The following is a 19735-nucleotide window of genomic DNA, read 5'->3' on the forward strand; positions in this document are numbered from 1 at the left end:
TTTATGACCAGCAGTCCCGAACACGCACGGCTCTTGCGCCTCGCCACCCGCGCTTCGGTGGGCGTGGCCTGTGCGCTGATTATCACCAAGGCCATCGCCTGGTGGCTCAGTGGCTCGGTGAGTATGCTCGCCGGGTTGACCGACTCGTTGCTCGACGGCGTGACCTCGCTGCTGAATCTGCTGGCGGTGCATTACGCGCTGCGCCCGGCCGATGATGATCACCGCTATGGGCATGGCAAGGCGGAATCGCTGTCGGGCATGGCCCAGGCGCTGTTTATCGCCGGCAGTGCGGTGTTGATCGCCTACCAGGCGTACCAGCGCTTGCAGCACCCGGAACCGGTCGGTGCGCCGTGGTTGAGCATCGGCGTGATTGTGTTTTCACTGGTGATGACCGTGGCGCTGCTGATGTTGCAACACCGCGTGATCCGCGAAACCGGCTCCAACGCCGTGCGTGCCGACTCACTGCATTACCGCTCGGACTTGATGCTCAACGGCAGCATCCTGGTGGCGCTGGTGTTGGCCGGTTTTGGTTTCCATCAGGTTGACGCGTGGTTCGGCCTGGGGATTGCCGTCTACATCTTGTGGAGTGCGATCCAGATCGCCCGGGAAAGTTTTGCAGTGCTGATGGACGAGGAACTGCCGCCGGATGTCAGCCAGCACATGCTGGAACTGGCGCGTGGCATACCCGGCGTGCTGGGTGCCCATGATTTGCGCACGCGGATCTCCGGCAGCCATTGGTTTGTACAACTGCATCTGGAATTGCCCGGGGAATTGACGCTGTCAGTGGCCCATGGCATCAGCGACCAGGCCGCCGATGCCATTCACAAAGCCTACCCTCGGGCCGAAGTGCTGGTGCACGCCGACCCGCTGGAAGTCGTCACGGGCGCCAAGGCCTAATACTGCACCTGATACCCGCGACTGGTCAGGCAGTTGCCCTGGGCCTGGCGGTAGGTTTGCACCACTGCCGGGGCCGGGGCGTAGGAGACCGCCTGCGGATCGAAACCACTTTGCTGCACCGCCCAGCGATAGCAGTCATAGCCATCCTGCTGCACCTGGGCCGGTGATTGGCCGTTCGCCGGATAGGCAATCACGTCATAACCATTGCCTTGCGGCGCGGGTTGCGGCGCCGGCACTTCTGTCGGCGGTTGCACCACCACGTACTGCTGGGTGGCGCTTTCATAGGTGTAATAGGAACCTGCCGCGAGGAAGAACAACGCGCTGCCTACCCATACTTCCCGGGCGTAGTCCGGCAGGTATTGCACGCGGATGCCGTACGGCGGCGTGACCACTACGTAACGCGGGCCTTGCGGGCGATACCAGTAGCCGCCGGAGAAGAAATAATCCTGGCCACGGTATGGCACGCGGTAATTGCGGTCGGGGAAGCGATCAACCATATAACCAGGGCGATATTGCGGCCCCGGGCCCCATCCGTTGCCGTGCCCATCAGGGCGACCTGGCCAGCGGTTGTCATTGGGGTGGCCATTATTGAAGCCGCCACCTGGGCGTGCGCCATTCCCAGCCTGCCAATGCGGGTTGCCGTCGTTGCGGCGCGGGATGTCCTGATAGTTGCCCTGACGCGGCTCCTGGGTTTGTCGAACCGTGTCCGGGCGACCTTGAATCGGCAGATTATTCGCCGGTTGTGGCGCTGGCCGAGGCTGTTCGGCGCCTTGTGGGCGACCTTGCCACTGCCCGCCGCCGTGCTGCTGTTGCTCAGCGCGATCAAAATGCTGGTTTTGCGGGCGCGGCTGATTGTTCTCGACATGCGGGTTCTGTGGCCGCGGCTGGTTATTCTCCGGACGCGGTTGATTGTTCTGCGGGCGCGGTTGGTTATTTTGCGGGCGCGGCTGTTCGTTACCTTGCCGCCCGCCTTCCGGGCCTCTTTCATGCTGACCGCCCCCTTCGGAGCGCGGGTCGTCGGCCATCACTTGCGTGCCGACGGTAACCATCAGCAAACCTACACCTGCCATACGCCAGATGCGCTTCATGCTATTCCTCACTGCGGATTAGGGCCTCGAGTGTCCGGCCTCATAGTATGAGACTGGAAAAGCCTCACCCGGTTCTGAGACAGGTTATCAGTCACGAGAACTTTCTTTGCAGTTAAAAAGAGGCAGGTAAAACCCACGCAAAAGAAAAGGGGTGACCCGTCGGCCACCCCTTGAGAATTTCGTCCTGGCTCAACGCTTTTGACGTTGGCTCACCTCACGCCGTCTTGTGGACAGTGTGCAGCCTGGAGGCCGGCTCAACCCTGCTGGGGTGGCGGCCGCAGCGGGCCTGATTGGGCTCGCTGTAAGTGGACTGTTGTCCAGGCGGTGATTCTGTTGGTAATCATAGGCCCGACGCGCCGATAGATGATTGCGAAGATTGCGTCAATAAACAGTGCTTGCGCAATTTTTAACCCTTCATAGATAATTCACCGCAATAGTTACGACAAAGGCTAACCCAATGAGCAAGCTTGACCGATACGACCTGAGTATTTTGGCGGAATTGCAGCGCGACGCGAGGATCTCCAACCAGGAGTTGGCCGAACGCATCGGCCTGTCGCCGTCGCCCTGCTCGCGCCGGGTCAAGCAGCTGGAAGATGACGGCTATATCGCGCGCCAGGTCGCCCTGCTCGACCGCAAGATGCTGGGCTTGAGCCTTACGGCCTATGTGCTGATCGGCATGGACCGCCACACACCCGAGCGTTTCGAGAATTTTGAAGCCGCGATCCGCACGCTGCCACAAGTGCTGGAATGCAGTCTGGTGACCGGGATGGATGCTGACTATCAGTTGAAAGTGGTGGTGCCGGACATGGATCACTACCAAAAACTGCTGCTGGGCCATCTGACCCGCATTGAAGGCGTGACCAGCGTGCGCTCCAGCTTTGTGCTCAACCAAGTGCTCAACAGCACCGAGTTGCCGCTGACGCACCTGCGTACCTGATCTCAAACACACTGAAGATCCCCTGTGGGAGCGGGCTTGCTCGCGAATGCGGTCTGTCAGTTAATGAATAGGTGGCTGACCCACCGCATTCGCGAGCAAGCCCGCTCCCACATTTGGACTGCACTTCGACTCAGGTCAATATTGCGTCTGTAACGCTGCCGTATACTTGCCCGCCTGCCCTGTCGGAAGAAGCCCATGAACAACATCGATCCCGCCGTTTTTGAAGAATGGATGATGACCGGCCTGGTCACCATTCTGATCATTTTCATGGGATTCATCGTCTGGGACCTGGCGAAGAAATCCAAAGCCGGGCGCTTTGGCTCGTTCATTCTGTTTTTTGTGCTGGGCCTGGGCGTGGCCGCGTTCATCATCAAGAGCGTGGTGATCGGCCTGATCGAGTCCGGCGCCCTATAACCGCGCCGGCACTTCCTTCCATTGGCCTTGATCCAGGCCATCAATCGACCAATCCCCGATACGCACGCGCACCAGGCGCAAGGTCGGCAAGCCCACCGCAGCGGTCATGCGCCGTACCTGGCGGTTACGCCCTTCGCGAATCACCAGCTCCAGCCAGTGCGTCGGCACGCTTTTGCGAAACCGTACCGGCGGGTTGCGCGGCCATAGCTCGGGCTCATCCAATTGCCGGGCTTCGGCGGGCAAGGTCATGCCGTCGTTAAGCTCCACGCCGTCACGCAGGCGTTGCAGTTGTTCTTCGGTGGGTTCGCCTTCGACTTGCACCCAGTAGGTTTTCGCCAGCTTGTGCTTGGGGTCGGCAATCCGCGCCTGCAACTGGCCATCATTGGTCAACAGCAACAGGCCTTCGCTGTCACGGTCCAGGCGGCCCGCCGGGTAGATGCCGGGGATGTCGATAAAATCCTTGAGGGTCGCACGCCCGCCTTCGTCGCTGAACTGGGTCAGCACGTCGAACGGTTTATTGAACAGGACCAACTTCGGCTCGGCCGGTGGCGCCTTGGCGACACGACGCGCTGCGGAGTACGGAGGTTTCACGCCAGGGCGGCGCGAATCGGGACGGGTGGGACGGGACATGGCAAAGGAACATCTAACGGTCAGGACCGACAATGCTAGTGGCCTGACCGTTAAATGACCATCCCAACCGCTTAGCGGAACGGCGGTTCGTCGAAACTGCGCAGTTTGCGCGAGTGCAGCGAGTTGAGTTCGGTGCGCAACAGATCCACCGCCTCGATGCCGATCTTCAAGTGCTGGCTGACCGCACGCTCATAGAACGCGTTGGCCGAACCCGGCAGCTTGATTTCGCTGTGCAGCGGTTTGTCCGAGACACACAGCAACGTGCCATACGGCACCCGCAAGCGGTAACCCTGGGCGGCGATGGTGCCGCTTTCCATGTCCACGGCCACGGCGCGGGACAGGTTGATCAACGGCCGTTCCTGGGCCCAACGCAGCTCCCAGTTGCGGTCGTCGTAGGTCAGCACGGTGCCGGTACGCAGGCGTTTTTTCAGCTCTTCGCCTTTTTCGCCCGTGACATTCGCCGCCGCTTGTTGCAAGGCCATCTGCACTTCGGCCAGGGCCGGGATCGGGATGTTCGGCGGCACCACGCGGTCGAGAATCCCGTCGCGGCGCATATAGGCGTGGGCCAATACGTAGTCGCCGATGGTCTGGGATTGGCGCAGGCCGCCGCAGTGGCCAATCATCAGCCAGCAATGTGGGCGCAGCACCGCGAGGTGGTCGGTGATGTTTTTCGCGTTGGACGGGCCGACGCCGATGTTCACCAGGGTCACGCCGTGGCCGTCAGTGGCCTGCAGGTGATAGGCCGGCATTTGGTAACGGTGCCAGACCACGCCGGCAGCAATCGCCGACGCTTCGCCGTGGTCCATGCTCTTGTCGATGATCACGTTGCCCGGCAGCACCATGCGGATAAACCGTGGGTCGCTGCGCAGTTGCTCCAGGCCATGCAGGATGAACTGGTCAACATAGCGGTGGTAGTTGGTCAGCAGGATCCACGGCTGTACATGGCGCCAGTCACTGCCGGTGTAGTGCACCAGGCGGCGCAGGGAAAAGTCCACACGGGCGGCATCAAACAGCGCCAGCGGCAGCGGGTCGGTGTTTTCCCAGTCATAGAGGCCGTCGGCAATGCCATCGGTGGCGGCAGACAAATCGGTGCTGGGGAACACGCGCGCGAGGGTCGCGGCAGTCACGCCGGATCCGGCCAATTCGTCGCCCTGCTCCACCACATACGGGTACGGAATGTTCTGCTGGCTGACGCCGACTTCCACCGTCACGGTGAAGTCGTGCATCAGCGGTACCAGTTGCTCCAGCAGGTATTTACGGAAGGCGGCCGGATGAGTGACGGTAACGCTGTAGGTCCCCGGCAGCTGGACCTTGGCATACGCGCGAGTAGTCTGTGGGACTTCGCCGTGGCAGTGGTAAGTCAGGCGCAGTTCCGGATAGCGAAACTGTGCGCGCTGTTCGGCGTCGGGTTCGACGCGGTCCTTGAGGTATTGCTTGAGGGCTTGATTGAGCGCGCCGGTAGCACGCTCATGAAGAGCCGCCAGCCGATCCACGGCTTCTTCGGCGGTTTGAACGACAACAAAAGCTTCGGTCACGGTAAGCATCCTGTGTTCTGACTTGCAGACCTTTATCTTGCCTGTATCCCGGCCTCACTGAAACAGTGGAATTGGATTGCGATCAATGTGGGAGCGGGCTTGCTCGCGAATACGGTCTGTCAGTTGCTGAATATGCGACTGATACGGCGCATTCGCGAGCAAGCCCGCTCCCACATTTTGACCGAGTTTAGTCAGAGGTTTGGGGTCGAGCGGGCGACAATCGCCTCAACATTCACACCGCGCGGCAAGGTGCCGTAAACCCGACCGGACGAATCGCCCAAGCGGCTGGCGATAAAACCATCACTGACCGCCGCATTCCCGGCCTCCAGCAGCAGCTTGGCCTGCAACGCCACGGCAATGTCCTCAGTCAATTGACGGGCCCGGTACTGGATATCTTGAGTGTCCATAAACGCCGACTTCAACTGCTCAATATGCTGCGCCAGTTGCTGGCTGCCATGCCCATTCCCCAGCTCGACAAACAGCGCCTCCAGCACACCCGGCTCCTTGGACAGCGCCCGCAGCACGTCCAGGCACTGAACATTGCCGGAACCTTCCCACGTCGAATTCACCGGTGCCTCACGGTACAGGCGCGGCAGGATACTGTCCTCGACATACCCGGCACCGCCCATGCACTCGGCGGCTTCGTTGATCATCGCCGGCGCGCGCTTGCAGATCCAATACTTGCCCACCGCCGTCACCAGCCGGGCGAATTTGGCTTCCTGCTCGTTATCGAGGTGATCCAGCGCGCGGCCCATGCGCATGCTCAGGGCCAGCGACGCTTCACTTTCCAGGGCCAGGTCGGCCAGTACGTTTTGCATCAGTGGCTGTTCACTAAGGACGCGACCGCCGACCAAACGATGGGCGCAATGATGGCTGGCCTGGGTCAGCGCCTGGCGCATCAACGCGCTGGAGCCCACCATGCAATCGAAACGGGTCATGGCGACCATTTCGATAATGGTCGGCACACCACGCCCCTCTTCGCCGATCATCCAGGCCAGGGCGCCCCGAAACTCCACTTCGCTGGAGGCGTTGGAGCAGTTGCCAAGTTTGTTTTTCAGGCGCTGGATGTAGAACTCGTTGCGTGTGTCATCCGGCCGGTGCCGGGGCAGCAGGAAACAGGTCAGGCCTTTGTCGGTCTGGGCCAGGGTCAGGAACCCATCGCACATCGGCGCCGAGCAGAACCACTTGTGCCCCACCAGTTCATAGGCTTGCCCCGGGCCACCCGCCCCCACAGGGTAGGCGCGCGTGGTATTGGCGCGCACGTCGGTGCCGCCTTGTTTCTCGGTCATGGCCATGCCAATGGTGGCGCCGGCTTTGTGGGCGATGCCGACGTTGCGCGGGTCGTATTCGGTGTTGAGGATCTTCGGCAGCCAGATCTGCGCCAGATCCGGTTGCAGGCGCAGGGCCGGGACGCAAGCGAACGTCATGGTCAGCGGGCAACCGGTGCCGGCTTCGGCCTGGCTGTGCAGGTAAGTCATGGCGGCGCGGGCCACATGGGCGCCGGACTGCGGATGGGCCCATGGCAGTGACGGCAGGCCATGCTCGACGGCGGTGCGCATCAGTTCGTGATACGCCGGATGAAACTCCACCAGGTCAATGCGATGGCCATAACGGTCATGGCTGTTGAACACCGGTTTGTTCTGGTTCGCCAGGAACCCGGCCGCCATCAGTGGCCCACCGGCCAGCGCGCCATACGCATCGATACGCGTCTCGGCCCAGCCGGCGCCAAAGCGGCGCGACCACTCTTGCAGCGGCAGGTCGATGCGGTACAGGTTAGTGCCGTTCAGGGACGGCGGCTGGTTGGTGACGTCGTGGGTTTCGGCGAACTGATGCAGGTTCATGACGGGCCTCCTGGAAAAAGGCCACGTGCGTTGAGGCCTGAATTTCAGTTAAGCACCGTCATCCGGCTTAAAAAAGTGGCATACGCGCCTAATGTCCGGCGCTTTCGCCCTCTAGAGGGCACAACAGACGGCGCTCCAGCACGGCCTGCAATGCCTCGAAACGCACCGGCTTGGTGAGACGATCCGTAATGCCTACGCCATGACAGCGCTCGCGATCCGGCGCCTGCAGCGAGGTACTCAGGGCGATCACCGGCAGCTCGCCGCAGCCGGGCAATGCACGAATCTGACAGCACAAAGAGAAGCCGCCTTCAGGCACATCCAGCAGTACCGCATCAAACGTTTCGGCCTGCAAAAGGGTCAGTGCGGCCGCACCGTTATCCACGGTTTTCACCCGGTAACCCAGCTTGAGCAGCATGCCGCGCACCGCCAGTTGGCCCACGCTATTGTCGTCCACCAACAGCACCGTGCAATCCTGCGCAGTGCGTTGCGTGAGGGGCGCCTGCCCCACCGGCTTTGGCTCCGCCGGCACCGGGCTGACGCTCACTTCCAATTGGAAACGACTGCCCTTGCGCGGTTCGGAATGATGGGTCAGGCGCCCACCGAGCAGTTCAATCAACTGCCGGCAAATCGCCAGGCCGATACCCATGCCGCCGTATTCGCGGGTGGTCGAGCCGTCGAGCTGGAAGAACCGCTGGTACAACGTGGCCTCGTCGAGGAAGGCAAAGCCGATACCGCTGTCGGTCACAATAAAGCTCAAGCGCAGCCCGCCATCACTTTGCGGCACACCCACCACGCGCAAGCGCACAGCGCCTTCGTGGGTGAACTTGAAGGCGTTGTCCAGCAGGCAGTCCAGGCAGTGGATCAGTTTGTCCGCATCACCGATCACCCGGTCCGGCAGCTCATCCGCCACGTCGATGGAAAATGCCAGGCCTTTGCTCTGGGCGCTGGCGCTGAATTGCTGGCGCAAGGTGTCGAGTGCACCGCGCAGGCTGAACACCTGCGGCTGGGCCGTGAGGCGTCCGGCTTGCAATTCGGTCAGGGTGAGGATGCCGTTGACCATGCGCATCATGTCCCGCGCAGAACCGGCGGCGGTTTGCTGGTACTGCGCCAGGTCTTCGTCCAGCGGCACGGTTTGCATCAGCTCCAACGAGCCAATCACACCGTTCATCGGTGTGCGCAGCTCGTGGGTCAGGGTGGCGAGGAATTCGTCTTTCAGCCGGTTACTGCGGGCCAATTGCTGGTTGAGCACTTCAAGCTTCTGGCTGGCGTCGAACAGGATCTGTGCCTGCTGCTCGCGCATGCCGTTGATGCGATCCGCCAAGGCCAGGGAAAGCAGTGCCACTTCGATGGCCGAGCCGAGTTGGCTGGCGTACATGGTGAGGAACATATTGGGCAGGTAACCCAACACCATCAGGGTGTTGACCACCCCACCCAGCAGAAACGCCGACCAGGCAATGATGAAATAGCGCGCCATGCGCTGGCCGCAACACCAGGCCTTGATTGCAGCAATAAAGATGGTCACGGTGAACACCAGCGCCAAGCCAGTGGCCAGGCGCAGGGCCACGGCGTAGCTGGTCAACAACGCCAATACCATCACCACGCCACCGCAAGCAGCCAGCGTCAGCAATATGCGATTGAGCCAGCGGCTGTGCTGCGCGGTGTGCAGGAAGCTGCGGGCAAACAAGCTGCCGAACAGCGCTGCCGACCCGATCAGGAATGGCACCGCAGCATTCGCCCACCACGGGTTGTTAGGCCAGAAGTACTCCACGGCCACGCCATTGACCGACAGTTGGTAGACGCCAAACGAGGCGATATAGAGGATGTAATACAGGTAGCTGGTGTCGCGTACGCTCAAGTAGATGAACAGGTTGTAGACCAGCATCCCCAACAAGACGCCATAGATTGCGCCCAACACATACAGGCGCAGGGGCTGTTCTTCCAGGTAGGCGGTGGCGGACCAGAGCGTCAATGGGGCCTGGATCGAGCCTTCGCTTTGCAGGCGCAGGTAGACGGTGTGTTGCTGGTTGGGCAAAAAGTTGAGCTTGAAGAGGTAGTTGCTCGCGTGCACTTCACGGCTGGAAAAAGGCAACGTGCTGCCGGTGCGGGTGGCCAGTCGGTAGTTGCCAGTGCCGTCGTTCTGGTACAGGTCCAGATGATTCAGCGGTGGGTACGCCAACTCCAGGAACCAGGTGCGTGGCGCACGGGGGTCAATGGCGGTGTAATGCAGGTCGACCTTGAGCCAGAACACCGAACGCGAATAGCCGGCGTTGAGGGTGGCTTTGTCATGGGGTTTGAATTGAGCAGCGTAAGCGAGGGAACTGACGTCGGCGACGGTGAGAGAACCGGTTGGGTCTTCAAGCACTTGCATGACCCGGCCCAGCGGCAGGCTTCGAGTGTCCTGGTTGAACTCGGCGGCGCCGGCGAGCATCGGCAGCCCGCAGAATAATAAGATCAGCAAATAGCGCATAGAGCCCCAGCGTGGCCTGTCCGGTTGTGTCAAAAGCCCCCCATTCCTTTTGAGTAGACGTACACCGGCGATACAGTAAGTTGTTTGGGTGCACTTTAGCATAGCCAGTAGAGGCCATTGGACACCATTGAAATAATTTTTTGAAAGGCTCTATAACGGGCCTTTCAGCGCGTTTTTTCGACGTAAAAAGCAACCCATAAACAGCCATAAACACGCCTGTGCTGACACTGAAATTTCCCCTTCGCCCGACAGCCACGCAAAAAGCGTTTGGTGGTAAGCTCGCGCACCATGAATATCTACAGCTCTCGCCCCGTTGTCCTCTGTCTCTCCGGCCATGATCCCAGTGGTGGCGCCGGCTTGCAGGCAGATATCGAAGCCCTGCTCGCCCAAGGCTGTCATGCGGCACCGGCCGTCACCGCGTTGACCGTGCAAAACACCGTCAATGTCATCGACTTCCGCGTGCTCGACCGCGAGTGGGTAATGGCCCAGGCCAATGCCGTGCTCAGCGACTCCGAAGTGGCAGCCGTGAAGCTCGGCATGCTCGGTTCCACCGCGATGGTCGACACCGTGGTCGAACTGCTGCAGGCGCACCCGCACCTGCCGGTGGTGTGCGACCCGGTGCTGCGTGCCGGCGGCGGCGGCAGCCTGGGCAAGGACGAAGTGGGTTATGCCATGCGTGAGCGGCTGTTGCCGCTGTCGTTGATCGCCACGCCCAACTTGCCGGAGGCGCGCATTCTCGCCGAGTTGCCAAATGGCACGGCCGACGAATGCGCCGAGAAGCTGTTGCCGTTTATCAAGCATCTTCTTATTACCGGCGGGCACGGCGACGAGCACGAAGTGCACAACCGCCTCTACAGCCGCGACGGCACGCACCAGACCTTCACCTGCCAGCGCCTGCCCGGCAGCTATCACGGTTCAGGCTGCACGCTCGCCAGCGCCCTGGCCGGTCGGATCGCTCAAGGCGAAGGCCTGGTCAGCGCCGTGCAATCGGCGCTCAACTACACTTGGCGCACCCTGCGTGACGCTGAACAACTCGGCCAGGGCCAGTTTGTGCCGCGCCGGCTGCCGCTGGATTTCTGCTCGTAACTTTGTGCTTTTAACAGCAAGAGGCCTGCCCAATGAAACTACGTGGCCTTTACGCCATTACCGACAGCCAACTGTTGGCCGGCAAATTCCTCGCCTACGTCGAAGCGGCGCTGGACGGCGGTGTGACCCTGTTGCAGTACCGCGATAAAAGCAGCGACGAAGCCCGCCGCCTGCGTGAAGCCGAGAAGTTGCGAGAGCTGTGCTCGCGCTACAAGACCCATCTGATCATCAACGATGACGCCGAGTTGGCCGCGCGCCTGGGCGTCGGCGTGCACCTGGGCCAGACCGACGGCCCGCTGACCCCGGCCCGAGCATTACTGGGCCCCAAGGCGATCATCGGCGCCACCTGCCACAGCCAGATCGAACTGGCCGAACAAGCCGCTAAAGAAGGCGCCAGCTACGTCGCCTTCGGTCGCTTCTTTAACTCCAGCACCAAGCCCGGCGCACCCGCCGCCACCGTTGAAATGCTGGCCCAGGCCCGTACACGCTTGCAACTGCCGATCTGCGTGATCGGCGGCGTCACCCTGGAGAACGCCGAACCGCTGGTGGCCCACGGTGCCGACCTGCTCGCCGTGGTGCACGGCCTGTTCGGTGCCGACAGCACCCAGGAAGTCACGCGCCGTGCGCGCGCGTTCAACGATCTTCTTAAGTATTCAGTTTAGAGAGCCCGATCATGTCCCGTTCCGAAACCCTGTTTGCCAATGCCCAGAAACACATCCCCGGCGGTGTGAATTCCCCCGTGCGTGCGTTCAAGAGCGTGGGCGGCACGCCATTGTTCTTCAAGCATGCCGAAGGCGCGTACGTCACCGACGAAGATGACAAGCGCTACGTGGACTATGTGGGTTCCTGGGGCCCGATGATCCTCGGCCACAGCCACCCGGACGTGCTGGACGCCGTGCGCCAGCAACTGCAACACGGTTTGTCCTATGGCGCCCCGACCGCCATGGAAACCGAGATGGCCGACCTGGTGTGCTCGATCGTGCCGTCGATGGAAATGGTGCGCATGGTCAGCTCCGGCACCGAAGCCACCATGAGCGCGATTCGCCTGGCCCGTGGTTTCACCGGCCGCGACAGCATCATCAAGTTCGAAGGCTGCTACCACGGCCACTCCGACAGCCTGCTGGTGAAAGCCGGTTCCGGCCTGCTGACCCAAGGCGTACCGAGCTCGGCAGGTGTGCCGGCAGCATTTGCCAAGCACACCCTGACGCTGCCGTTCAATGACATCGCCGCCGTCGAGCAGATGCTCAGCGAAGTCGGTCAAGAAGTCGCGTGCATCATCGTCGAGCCGGTCGCCGGTAACATGAACTGCGTGCCACCGGCGCCGGGCTTCCTTGAAGGCCTGCGCGAACAGTGCGACAAGCACGGCGTGGTGCTGATTTTCGACGAAGTGATGACCGGTTTCCGCGTTGCCCTCGGTGGCGCCCAGGCTTATTACGGCGTCACGCCGGACCTGAGCACCTTCGGCAAGATCATCGGTGGCGGCATGCCGGTGGGTTGCTTCGGCGGCAAACGCGAAATCATGCAGCACATCGCACCGCTGGGCCCGGTCTACCAGGCCGGCACCCTGTCGGGTAACCCACTGGCCATGGCCGCCGGCCTGACCACCCTGCGCCTGATCAGCCGCCCAGGCTTCCACGCCGAGCTGACTGACTACACCACCCGACTGCTGGATGGCCTGCAACAGCGCGCCGATGCTGCCGGCATTCCGTTTGTCACCACTCAGGCGGGCGGCATGTTCGGCCTGTACTTCAGTGGCGCCGACGATATCGTCACTTTCGATGACGTGATGGGCAGCGATGCCGACCTGTTCAAGCGCTTCTTCCACTTGATGCTGGAAGGCGGGGTTTACCTGGCACCGAGCGCCTTCGAAGCCGGCTTCACGTCGATCGCCCATGGCGAAGCGGAGTTGAAACTGACCCTGGATGCTGCCGAGCGCGCCTTCGCGGCCCTGAAGTAAGGGGCAGATAAATCTGACGCTGCCCCTGGCGGCGTCAGATTTGCTACCTTGCCTACAGAGATTTCCTACTTTTTTCGAGAAATCACCTGCAATCCGGCAGATAACTTGCCTACGCAGCAGAAAAACGAGTAAAGACTTTGTAAGCAGGGGCCTGCTTATTTCATAATGCGCGCTTATTGGACTCCCCGAGGGTCCGCGTGCCCCGTCAGAGGTAAGTCGATTCCCATGAAACGCACCGGCCGCACCCTGGTTCTGGGCTGCCTGTTGCTCCTTCAGCCGCTGCTGGCACATGCACAAGCAGGCGGCAACTCGTTGTTAATCCCAGCGATGGGTCGTTGCACCCTCAATACCCAGCCAGACAGCCAGGCCGAAGCCCTGAGCGCGTGCCAGAAACAGGCTGAAGGCGGGGATGCGCAGGCGCAATACGAGTTGGGCCAGTACTACCACGACGAAAAAAACCCTGCCCGCGACCTCAACAAAGCCCTGAGCTACTTCGAGAAGGCTTCGTTGCAGGGCCACGCCCAGGCACAATTCCAGCTGGGCAATATGTTCTTCAAAGGCGAAGGCGTGCCGGCCAATAACGTCCAGGCGTACATTGTGCTGAAAATGGCGGCGGTCAACGGTGCGGAAGACGCACTGGACACGGCCGACGAAGTTGCCGAGCACATGCAGCGCGATGAGTTGGAAGTGGCGACGCAGGTGCTGGGGCAGATCTTCCGCAATTACCTGCAGGAATTGCAGAGTGCCGATGGGCGTTCGCCCTTCTCGCCACTGCCCTGAATTATTCAGCGCTTCTACTACCGCTTTCGCGAGCAAGCCCGCTCCCACACTTAACCGAGTTCCAGCCTTGGAATGCGGTTAAGTGTGGGAGCGGGCTTGCTCGCGAAAGGGTCGACTCGGTCTAACGGCCTACTTCTCAGGCATCGGCATCGGAAACGGCATCACATTGCTGGTGCCACGTGCCTCGCTGATCTTCGGCGTGCCCAGGCGTTCCACTTCATCGATGCGCACAATCGAATGCATCGGCACAAAGCTGCGCACCACGCCTTCAAACTGCGCCTTGAGTTTTTCTTCGCCCGGGTCGACGACCAACTGGGTGCGCTCGCCAAAGACGAACTCTTCCACTTCCAGGAAACCCCACAGATCACTTTGATAGATCTGCTTGGCGTACATTTCGAACACCTGGCCCTGGTTAAGGAAAATCACCTTGTAGATTGGAGCTTCACGTTTCGTCATGGTGGGCGAATAACACATCGGGGATATAAAAGAGGGCGCGAACTATAGCATGGCACCCGATGCACAGCGCTAGGAACCAATGGACATGCCCCCTATAATGCGCGGTTCTTTACCACCAGTTGACGATTCCCATGGCCAAGAAGCTTTACATCGAAACCCACGGTTGCCAGATGAACGAGTACGACAGCTCGCGCATGGTCGATCTGCTGGGCGAACACCAGGCCCTGGAAGTCACTGCCCGCGCCGAAGATGCCGACGTCATCCTGCTCAACACCTGCTCGATTCGTGAGCGGGCCCAGGACCGTGTGTACTCGCAGCTGGGCCGCTGGCGCGAATTGAAACTGGCCAACCCGGAGATGGTGATCGCCGTCGGTGGTTGCGTAGCCAGCCAGGAAGGCGCTGCGATCCGCGACCGCGCGCCGTATGTCGATGTGGTATTCGGCCCGCAAACCCTGCACCGCCTGCCGGAAATGATCGACGCAGCACGCATCACCAAGCTGCCGCAGGTCGACGTGTCGTTCCCGGAAATCGAAAAATTCGACCACCTGCCCGAGCCGCGCATCGACGGGCCGAGTGCTTACGTGTCGGTAATGGAAGGCTGCAGCAAGTACTGCACCTTCTGCGTGGTGCCCTACACCCGTGGCGAAGAAGTCAGCCGGCCGTTTGACGACGTGATGTCGGAAATCATCCACCTGGCCGAAAACGGCGTGCGCGAAGTCACCCTGCTGGGCCAGAACGTCAACGGCTATCGCGGCCAGACCCACGATGGGCGCCTGGCAGACTTGGCGGAGTTGATCCGCGTGGTCGCCGCCGTCGATGGTATTGAGCGTATTCGCTACACCACCTCGCACCCGCTGGAGTTTTCCGACAGCCTGATCCAGGCCCACGCCGAGGTGCCGGAGCTGGTCAAACACCTGCACTTGCCGGTGCAGTCAGGCTCGGACCGCATCCTGTCTGCGATGAAGCGCAACCACACCGCGCTGGAGTACAAATCCAAACTGCGCAAATTGCGTGCGGCGGTGCCGGGTATCTGCATCAGCTCAGACTTTATCGTCGGCTTCCCTGGTGAAACCGAGAAAGACTTCCAGCAAACCATGAAGTTGATCGAGGACGTCGGCTTCGACTTCTCATACTCGTTCGTCTACAGCCAGCGCCCGGGCACCCCGGCTGCCGACCTGTTGGATGAGACGCCGGAAGCGCTGAAAAAAGAGCGTTTGAATGCGCTGCAGCACCGCCTGAACCAGCAAGGTTTCGAGATCAGCCGACAAATGGTCGGTTCGATCCAGCGCATCCTGGTCACCGATTATTCGAAAAAAGACCCCGGCGAGTTGCAAGGCCGTACCGAGAACAACCGAATCGTCAATTTCCGTTGCGACAACCCAACCCTGATCGGCCAGTTCGCCGATGTGCACATTGATGCGGCGCAACCGCACTCATTGCGCGGCTCGCTGGTGCAGTAACCCACCCATATTTCTGACTGATTGAGATCAAAATGTGGGAGCGGGCTTGCTCGCGAAGGCGGTGGATCAGTTGATACATGTATTAGCTGACCCACCGCCTTCGCGAGCAAGCCCGCTCCCACATCGGAACCGTGCTGCACTTGGGCTAGATAAGTGCTTTCGTACCCGCGCCACTGGCGTTATCCTCTCTTTCATCTCAACAGCCAAAGGGCGGCTAAAAGCGACCTTGAACGCACCCATAGAACCCCATCGTTTTCTCCTCGAGCCCTTTGAGGCTCGCCGTTTCGCCAACCTGTGCGGACAGTTCGACGAGCACCTGCGCCTGATCGAACAACGCCTGAGTATCGAGATCCGCAACCGCGGCAATCAGTTCGAGCTTATTGGTGAACCCCAGCACACCACGTCTGCAGAACACCTGCTCCGCCGCCTCTACCGCGAAACCAAGGGTAGTGAGCTTTCGCCGGAGACCGTGCACCTGTACCTGCAGGAATCTGCCGTGGAAGACCTGGCCAACAACCCGGTGGCCGAAGCCAGCGTGGCCCTGCGCACCAAAAAAGGCATGATTCGCCCACGCGGCTTGAATCAGCAGCGCTACGTCAAAGAAATTCTCGGCAACGACATCAACTTCGGCATCGGCCCCGCCGGTACCGGCAAGACCTACCTGGCCGTGGCCTGTGCGGTGGATGCCCTGGAGCGCGAGCAAGTACGCCGCATCCTGCTGGTGCGCCCGGCGGTCGAGGCTGGCGAGAAGCTCGGCTTCCTGCCCGGCGACCTGGCCCAGAAGATCGACCCGTACCTGCGCCCGCTCTATGACGCGCTCTATGAGATGCTCGGCTTTGAATACGTGGCCAAGCTGATCGAGCGCCAGGTTATCGAGATCGCCCCGCTGGCTTACATGCGTGGCCGTACCTTGAACAACAGCTTCATCATTCTCGACGAAAGCCAGAACACCACCGTCGAACAGATGAAGATGTTCCTCACCCGTATCGGTTTCGGTTCCACGGCCGTTATCACCGGTGACGTGACCCAGGTCGACCTGCCCAAGGGCACCAAGTCGGGGCTGGCGCAGGTGATCGACGTACTCAAGGACGTGCCGGGCATCAGCTTCACGCATTTCATGCCGAAGGACGTGGTGCGTCACCCGTTGGTGCAGCGCATTGTCGAGGCTTACGAGCGTTTCGAGCACAAAGATGACGCCCCCGCCAAGGACATTCGCCGCGATGCTTGAGCTTGACCTGCAGCTGGCCACCGAAGCGCCCGCCCCCAGCGAAGCCCAGTTCCGCCAATGGTGCGCACTGGCCCTGCGCCAGCGCACCGCGGATTCGGAACTGACCATCCGCCTGGTGGACGAGCCCGAAGGCCGTGAACTGAATCACACCTGGCGCCAAAAGGATTACGCGACCAACGTGCTGTCCTTCCCCGCCGACGTACCGGATGAGTTACTGGATATCCCGTTGCTGGGCGATCTGGTGATCTGCGTCGAGGTGGTGGAACGCGAAGCAAAGGAACAAGGCAAGGAACTTGAGGCCCATTGGGCCCATCTAGTCATCCACGGCTGCTTGCATCTCTTGGGTTACGACCATATAGACGATGACGAAGCCTTGGAAATGGAAACACTGGAACAAACGTTGCTTGCAGAATTGGGTCACCGTGACCCTTACGCTGACGACGAAAACTGAAACGACACCTTACTGACACAACAAAGGATTTAGAGTAATCGCTATGAGCGAAGACCGATCGAGCAACGGGCAGAAGTCATGGCTGGGTAAACTGACCCAGGCTTTTGCCCACGAGCCGAAAAACCGCCAGGAGCTGCTTGAGCTGCTGCGCGAGGCCCATCAGAACAAGTTGCTGGACAGCGAAGCGCTGGCCATCGTCGAAGGCGCCATCCAGGTGGCTGACCTGCAAGTTCGGGACATCATGGTCCCGCGTTCGCAGATGATCAGCATCAAGGCGACCCAGACCCCACGGGAATTCCTCCCGGCCGTGATCGATTCGGCGCACTCGCGCTACCCGGTAATCGGTGAAAGCCATGACGACGTCATGGGTGTCCTGCTGGCCAAGGACCTGCTGCCGTTGATCCTCAAGGAGAACGGCGACAACTTCAACATCAAGGACCTGCTGCGTCCGGCCACCTTCGTGCCTGAATCCAAGCGCCTGAATGTGCTGCTGCGCGAATTCCGCGCCAACCACAATCACATGGCCATTGTGATCGACGAATACGGCGGCGTAGCGGGCCTGGTGACCATCGAAGACGTGCTGGAACAGATCGTCGGCGACATCGAAGACGAGCACGACGTCGAAGAAGACAGCTACATCAAGCCACTGCCCAGCGGTGACTTCCTGGTCAAGGCACTGACGCCGATCGAGAACTTCAACGAGTTCTTCGACAGCGAATTCTCCGACGATGAGTTCGACACCGTGGGTGGCCTGGTGATGAGTGCGTTCGGGCACCTGCCCAAGCGTAACGAAACCACGGAGATCGGCGCGTATCGCTTTCGCATCCTGAATGCCGACAGCCGCCGCATCCATCTGATTCGCCTGACACCTATTGCCCGCTAAGGACTGACATGCGCCGTATGATCGCACCCGGCTGGCCCGGTAATTTGCTGGCTGTGGTGGCCGGCGCCATCACTACCCTGGCGCTGGCGCCGTTCGACTTGTGGCCGTTTGCACTGGTGGCAGTCGGATTATTCTATATCGGCCTGCGCGAACTGACACCCCGTCAGGCCCTGGGCCGTGGCTGGTGTTTCGGGTTCGGCCTGTTTGGCGCCGGCACCAGCTGGATCTACTACAGCATCCACCACTTCGGCGGCGCTTCGGTGTTGCTCGCTGGCTTTTTGATGCTGCTGTTTACCGCTGCCATTGCCTGGTTCTTCGCCCTGCCCGCCTGGTTATGGGCACGCTGGTTGCGTCGTAATGAAGCGCCGCTGGCCGATGCGCTGACGTTTGCTGCGCTGTGGGTTGGCCAGGAGGCGTTTCGAGGTTGGTTCCTGACCGGTTTCCCATGGCTGTACTCCGGCTACAGCCAGTTGGACGGCCCACTCACCGGCCTCGCGCCGCTGGGCGGGATGTGGCTGATCTCCTTCGCCCTGGCACTGACCGCTGCCGTGCTGTGCAACCTGCCGCGCCTGCTGGCGAGCAAGCGCAACGGCTTTATCGGTGCGGGCCTGGTGCTGCTGGTTGCGCCGTGGGCCATCGGTTTGGCGCTCAAGCATCACGCCTGGACGACGCCTTCTGGCGCCCCCCTGAGCGTGGCCGCCGTGCAGGGCAATGTCGAACAAAGCATGAAGTGGGACCCTGAGCAGCTCAATGCGCAGTTGGCGCTGTACCGCGACATGAGTTTCAGCTCCAAGCGAGTCGACTTGTTGGTGTGGCCGGAAACCGCCGTACCGGTGCTCAAGGAATCCGTCGAAGGCTATCTGGGCATGATGGGCAAGTTCGCTGCCGACCGTCACACCGCGCTGATCACCGGCGTGCCGATCCGCCAGGAAGTGCACCACCAGAAGCGCTACTACAACGGCATCACGGTGGTCGGCGAAGGCGAAGGCACTTACTTGAAGCAGAAGCTGGTGCCCTTTGGCGAATACGTGCCGCTGCAAGACATGCTGCGTGGCGTGATTGCCTTCTTCGACTTGCCGATGTCGGACTTCGCCCGCGGCCCTGCCGATCAGGCGATGCTGCAAGCCAAGGGCTATCAGATTGCGCCGTTCATTTGTTATGAAGTGGTGTACCCGGAATTTGCCGCCGGCCTGTCGGCCCAGAGCGATCTGTTGCTGACGATCAGCAACGACACCTGGTTCGGCCGCTCCATCGGCCCGCTGCAACACCTGCAAATGGCGCAGATGCGCGCACTGGAGGCGGGACGCTGGATGATCCGCGCGACCAACAACGGCGTCACCGGCCTGATCAACCCGTTCGGGCAGATCACCGAGCAGATCCCGCAGTTCGAGCGGGGAATTCTCTACGGTGAAGTGGTGCCGATGCACAACCTGACGCCGTACCTGCAATGGCGCTCGTGGCCGCTGATCATCGTGTGCCTGGGCTTGTTTGGCTGGGCGCTGCTGGCGGGCCGGATGTCCAAAACGGTTTAACAGACACTGCAAAACCAATGTGGGAGCGGGCTTGCTCGCGAAAGCGGGGTGTCAGTCACTGTATGGGCTGGCTGAACCACTACATTCGCGAGC

Annotated in this window: 18 protein-coding genes; 12 read left to right on the plus strand and 6 right to left on the minus strand. The window is 61.0% G+C overall.

All coding sequences use genetic code 11. The features are described from left to right. Positions 1 to 3: 3 nt before the first annotated feature. On the plus strand, positions 4 to 897 hold the full coding sequence (locus ACLBW8_RS19675; protein ID WP_064454258.1) for a cation diffusion facilitator family transporter: 894 nt from the start codon (positions 4 to 6) through the stop codon (positions 895 to 897). Here ACLBW8_RS19675 and ACLBW8_RS19680 read toward each other — a convergent pair. Continuing rightward, the gene (locus ACLBW8_RS19680; RefSeq protein ID WP_262666325.1) at positions 894 to 1985 is read right to left on the minus strand and encodes a DUF6515 family protein; all 1092 of its coding nucleotides are present in this window, start codon (positions 1983 to 1985) and stop codon (positions 894 to 896) included. The genes ACLBW8_RS19675 and ACLBW8_RS19680 overlap by 4 nt on opposite strands. 457 nt (positions 1986 to 2442) lie before the next feature. On the opposite strand from ACLBW8_RS19680, the gene ACLBW8_RS19685 reads away from it, so the two are divergent. Next, on the plus strand, positions 2443 to 2922 hold the full coding sequence (locus tag ACLBW8_RS19685) for an Lrp/AsnC family transcriptional regulator (RefSeq protein WP_003194418.1): 480 nt from the start codon (positions 2443 to 2445) through the stop codon (positions 2920 to 2922). 204 nt (positions 2923 to 3126) lie between these two features. Continuing rightward, a complete protein-coding gene (locus tag ACLBW8_RS19690) occupies positions 3127 to 3336 on the plus strand; it encodes a DUF2788 domain-containing protein (RefSeq protein ID WP_007975837.1) in 210 nt (69 codons plus the stop codon). Here ACLBW8_RS19690 and ACLBW8_RS19695 read toward each other — a convergent pair. From ACLBW8_RS19695 to ACLBW8_RS19710, 4 genes are all read right to left on the minus strand, one after another. After that, a complete protein-coding gene (locus ACLBW8_RS19695; RefSeq protein WP_262666326.1) occupies positions 3331 to 3966 on the minus strand; it encodes a pseudouridine synthase in 636 nt (211 codons plus the stop codon). The genes ACLBW8_RS19690 and ACLBW8_RS19695 overlap by 6 nt on opposite strands. Positions 3967 to 4037: 71 nt before the next feature. Beyond that, positions 4038 to 5510: an AMP nucleosidase gene (amn, locus tag ACLBW8_RS19700; protein ID WP_162238864.1), complete on the minus strand. Its 1473-nt coding sequence runs from the start codon at positions 5508 to 5510 to the stop codon at positions 4038 to 4040. 182 nt (positions 5511 to 5692) lie between these two features. Further along, positions 5693 to 7342 (minus strand): acyl-CoA dehydrogenase family protein, encoded by a 1650-nt coding sequence (locus ACLBW8_RS19705; RefSeq protein WP_447806129.1) that lies wholly within the window; start codon positions 7340 to 7342, stop codon positions 5693 to 5695. Positions 7343 to 7430: 88 nt separating this feature from the next. Beyond that, complete coding sequence (locus ACLBW8_RS19710) at positions 7431 to 9809, minus strand: hybrid sensor histidine kinase/response regulator (RefSeq protein WP_447806130.1); 2379 nt, start codon at positions 9807 to 9809, stop codon at positions 7431 to 7433. A 288-nt stretch (positions 9810 to 10097) separates the two neighbouring features. On the opposite strand from ACLBW8_RS19710, the gene ACLBW8_RS19715 reads away from it, so the two are divergent. The 4 genes from ACLBW8_RS19715 to ACLBW8_RS19730 all read left to right on the plus strand — a co-directional run bounded on the left by ACLBW8_RS19715 (position 10098) and on the right by ACLBW8_RS19730 (position 13632). Further along, complete coding sequence (locus tag ACLBW8_RS19715) at positions 10098 to 10895, plus strand: hydroxymethylpyrimidine/phosphomethylpyrimidine kinase (protein ID WP_064454263.1); 798 nt, start codon at positions 10098 to 10100, stop codon at positions 10893 to 10895. Between the two features lie 32 nt (positions 10896 to 10927). Continuing rightward, the gene (gene thiE / locus ACLBW8_RS19720; RefSeq protein WP_064454264.1) at positions 10928 to 11557 is read left to right on the plus strand and encodes a thiamine phosphate synthase; all 630 of its coding nucleotides are present in this window, start codon (positions 10928 to 10930) and stop codon (positions 11555 to 11557) included. An 11-nt stretch (positions 11558 to 11568) separates the two neighbouring features. Next, positions 11569 to 12852, plus strand: a complete 1284-nt coding sequence (gene hemL, locus ACLBW8_RS19725; RefSeq protein WP_064454265.1) for a glutamate-1-semialdehyde 2,1-aminomutase — start codon at positions 11569 to 11571, stop codon at positions 12850 to 12852. A 225-nt stretch (positions 12853 to 13077) separates the two neighbouring features. Continuing rightward, positions 13078 to 13632: a tetratricopeptide repeat protein gene (locus ACLBW8_RS19730; protein ID WP_064454266.1), complete on the plus strand. Its 555-nt coding sequence runs from the start codon at positions 13078 to 13080 to the stop codon at positions 13630 to 13632. A 129-nt stretch (positions 13633 to 13761) separates the two neighbouring features. Here the strand turns inward: ACLBW8_RS19730 and ACLBW8_RS19735 are convergent, their stop codons facing one another. Beyond that, positions 13762 to 14088, minus strand: coding sequence for a DUF1820 family protein (locus ACLBW8_RS19735; RefSeq protein ID WP_003194436.1), 327 nt, complete (start codon positions 14086 to 14088; stop codon positions 13762 to 13764). Positions 14089 to 14219: 131 nt separating this feature from the next. Here ACLBW8_RS19735 and miaB point away from each other — a divergent pair, with 131 nt between their 5' ends. From miaB to lnt, 5 genes are all read left to right on the plus strand, one after another. Further along, entirely contained in the window at positions 14220 to 15548 is a 1329-nt protein-coding gene (gene miaB / locus ACLBW8_RS19740; protein WP_053258162.1) for a tRNA (N6-isopentenyl adenosine(37)-C2)-methylthiotransferase MiaB, read from the plus strand. Between the two features lie 226 nt (positions 15549 to 15774). Continuing rightward, complete coding sequence (locus ACLBW8_RS19745; protein WP_262666328.1) at positions 15775 to 16776, plus strand: PhoH family protein; 1002 nt, start codon at positions 15775 to 15777, stop codon at positions 16774 to 16776. Beyond that, positions 16769 to 17227 (plus strand): rRNA maturation RNase YbeY, encoded by a 459-nt coding sequence (ybeY, locus tag ACLBW8_RS19750; RefSeq protein WP_221295707.1) that lies wholly within the window; start codon positions 16769 to 16771, stop codon positions 17225 to 17227. The genes ACLBW8_RS19745 and ybeY overlap by 8 nt, the downstream gene beginning before the upstream one ends. 43 nt (positions 17228 to 17270) lie before the next feature. Further along, complete coding sequence (locus tag ACLBW8_RS19755; RefSeq protein WP_015373027.1) at positions 17271 to 18110, plus strand: HlyC/CorC family transporter; 840 nt, start codon at positions 17271 to 17273, stop codon at positions 18108 to 18110. A gap of 8 nt (positions 18111 to 18118) precedes the next feature. Beyond that, positions 18119 to 19642: an apolipoprotein N-acyltransferase gene (lnt, locus tag ACLBW8_RS19760; protein ID WP_064454269.1), complete on the plus strand. Its 1524-nt coding sequence runs from the start codon at positions 18119 to 18121 to the stop codon at positions 19640 to 19642. Positions 19643 to 19735 lie beyond the last annotated feature (93 nt).

The organism is Pseudomonas sp. M5A4_2d (assembly GCF_053345295.1).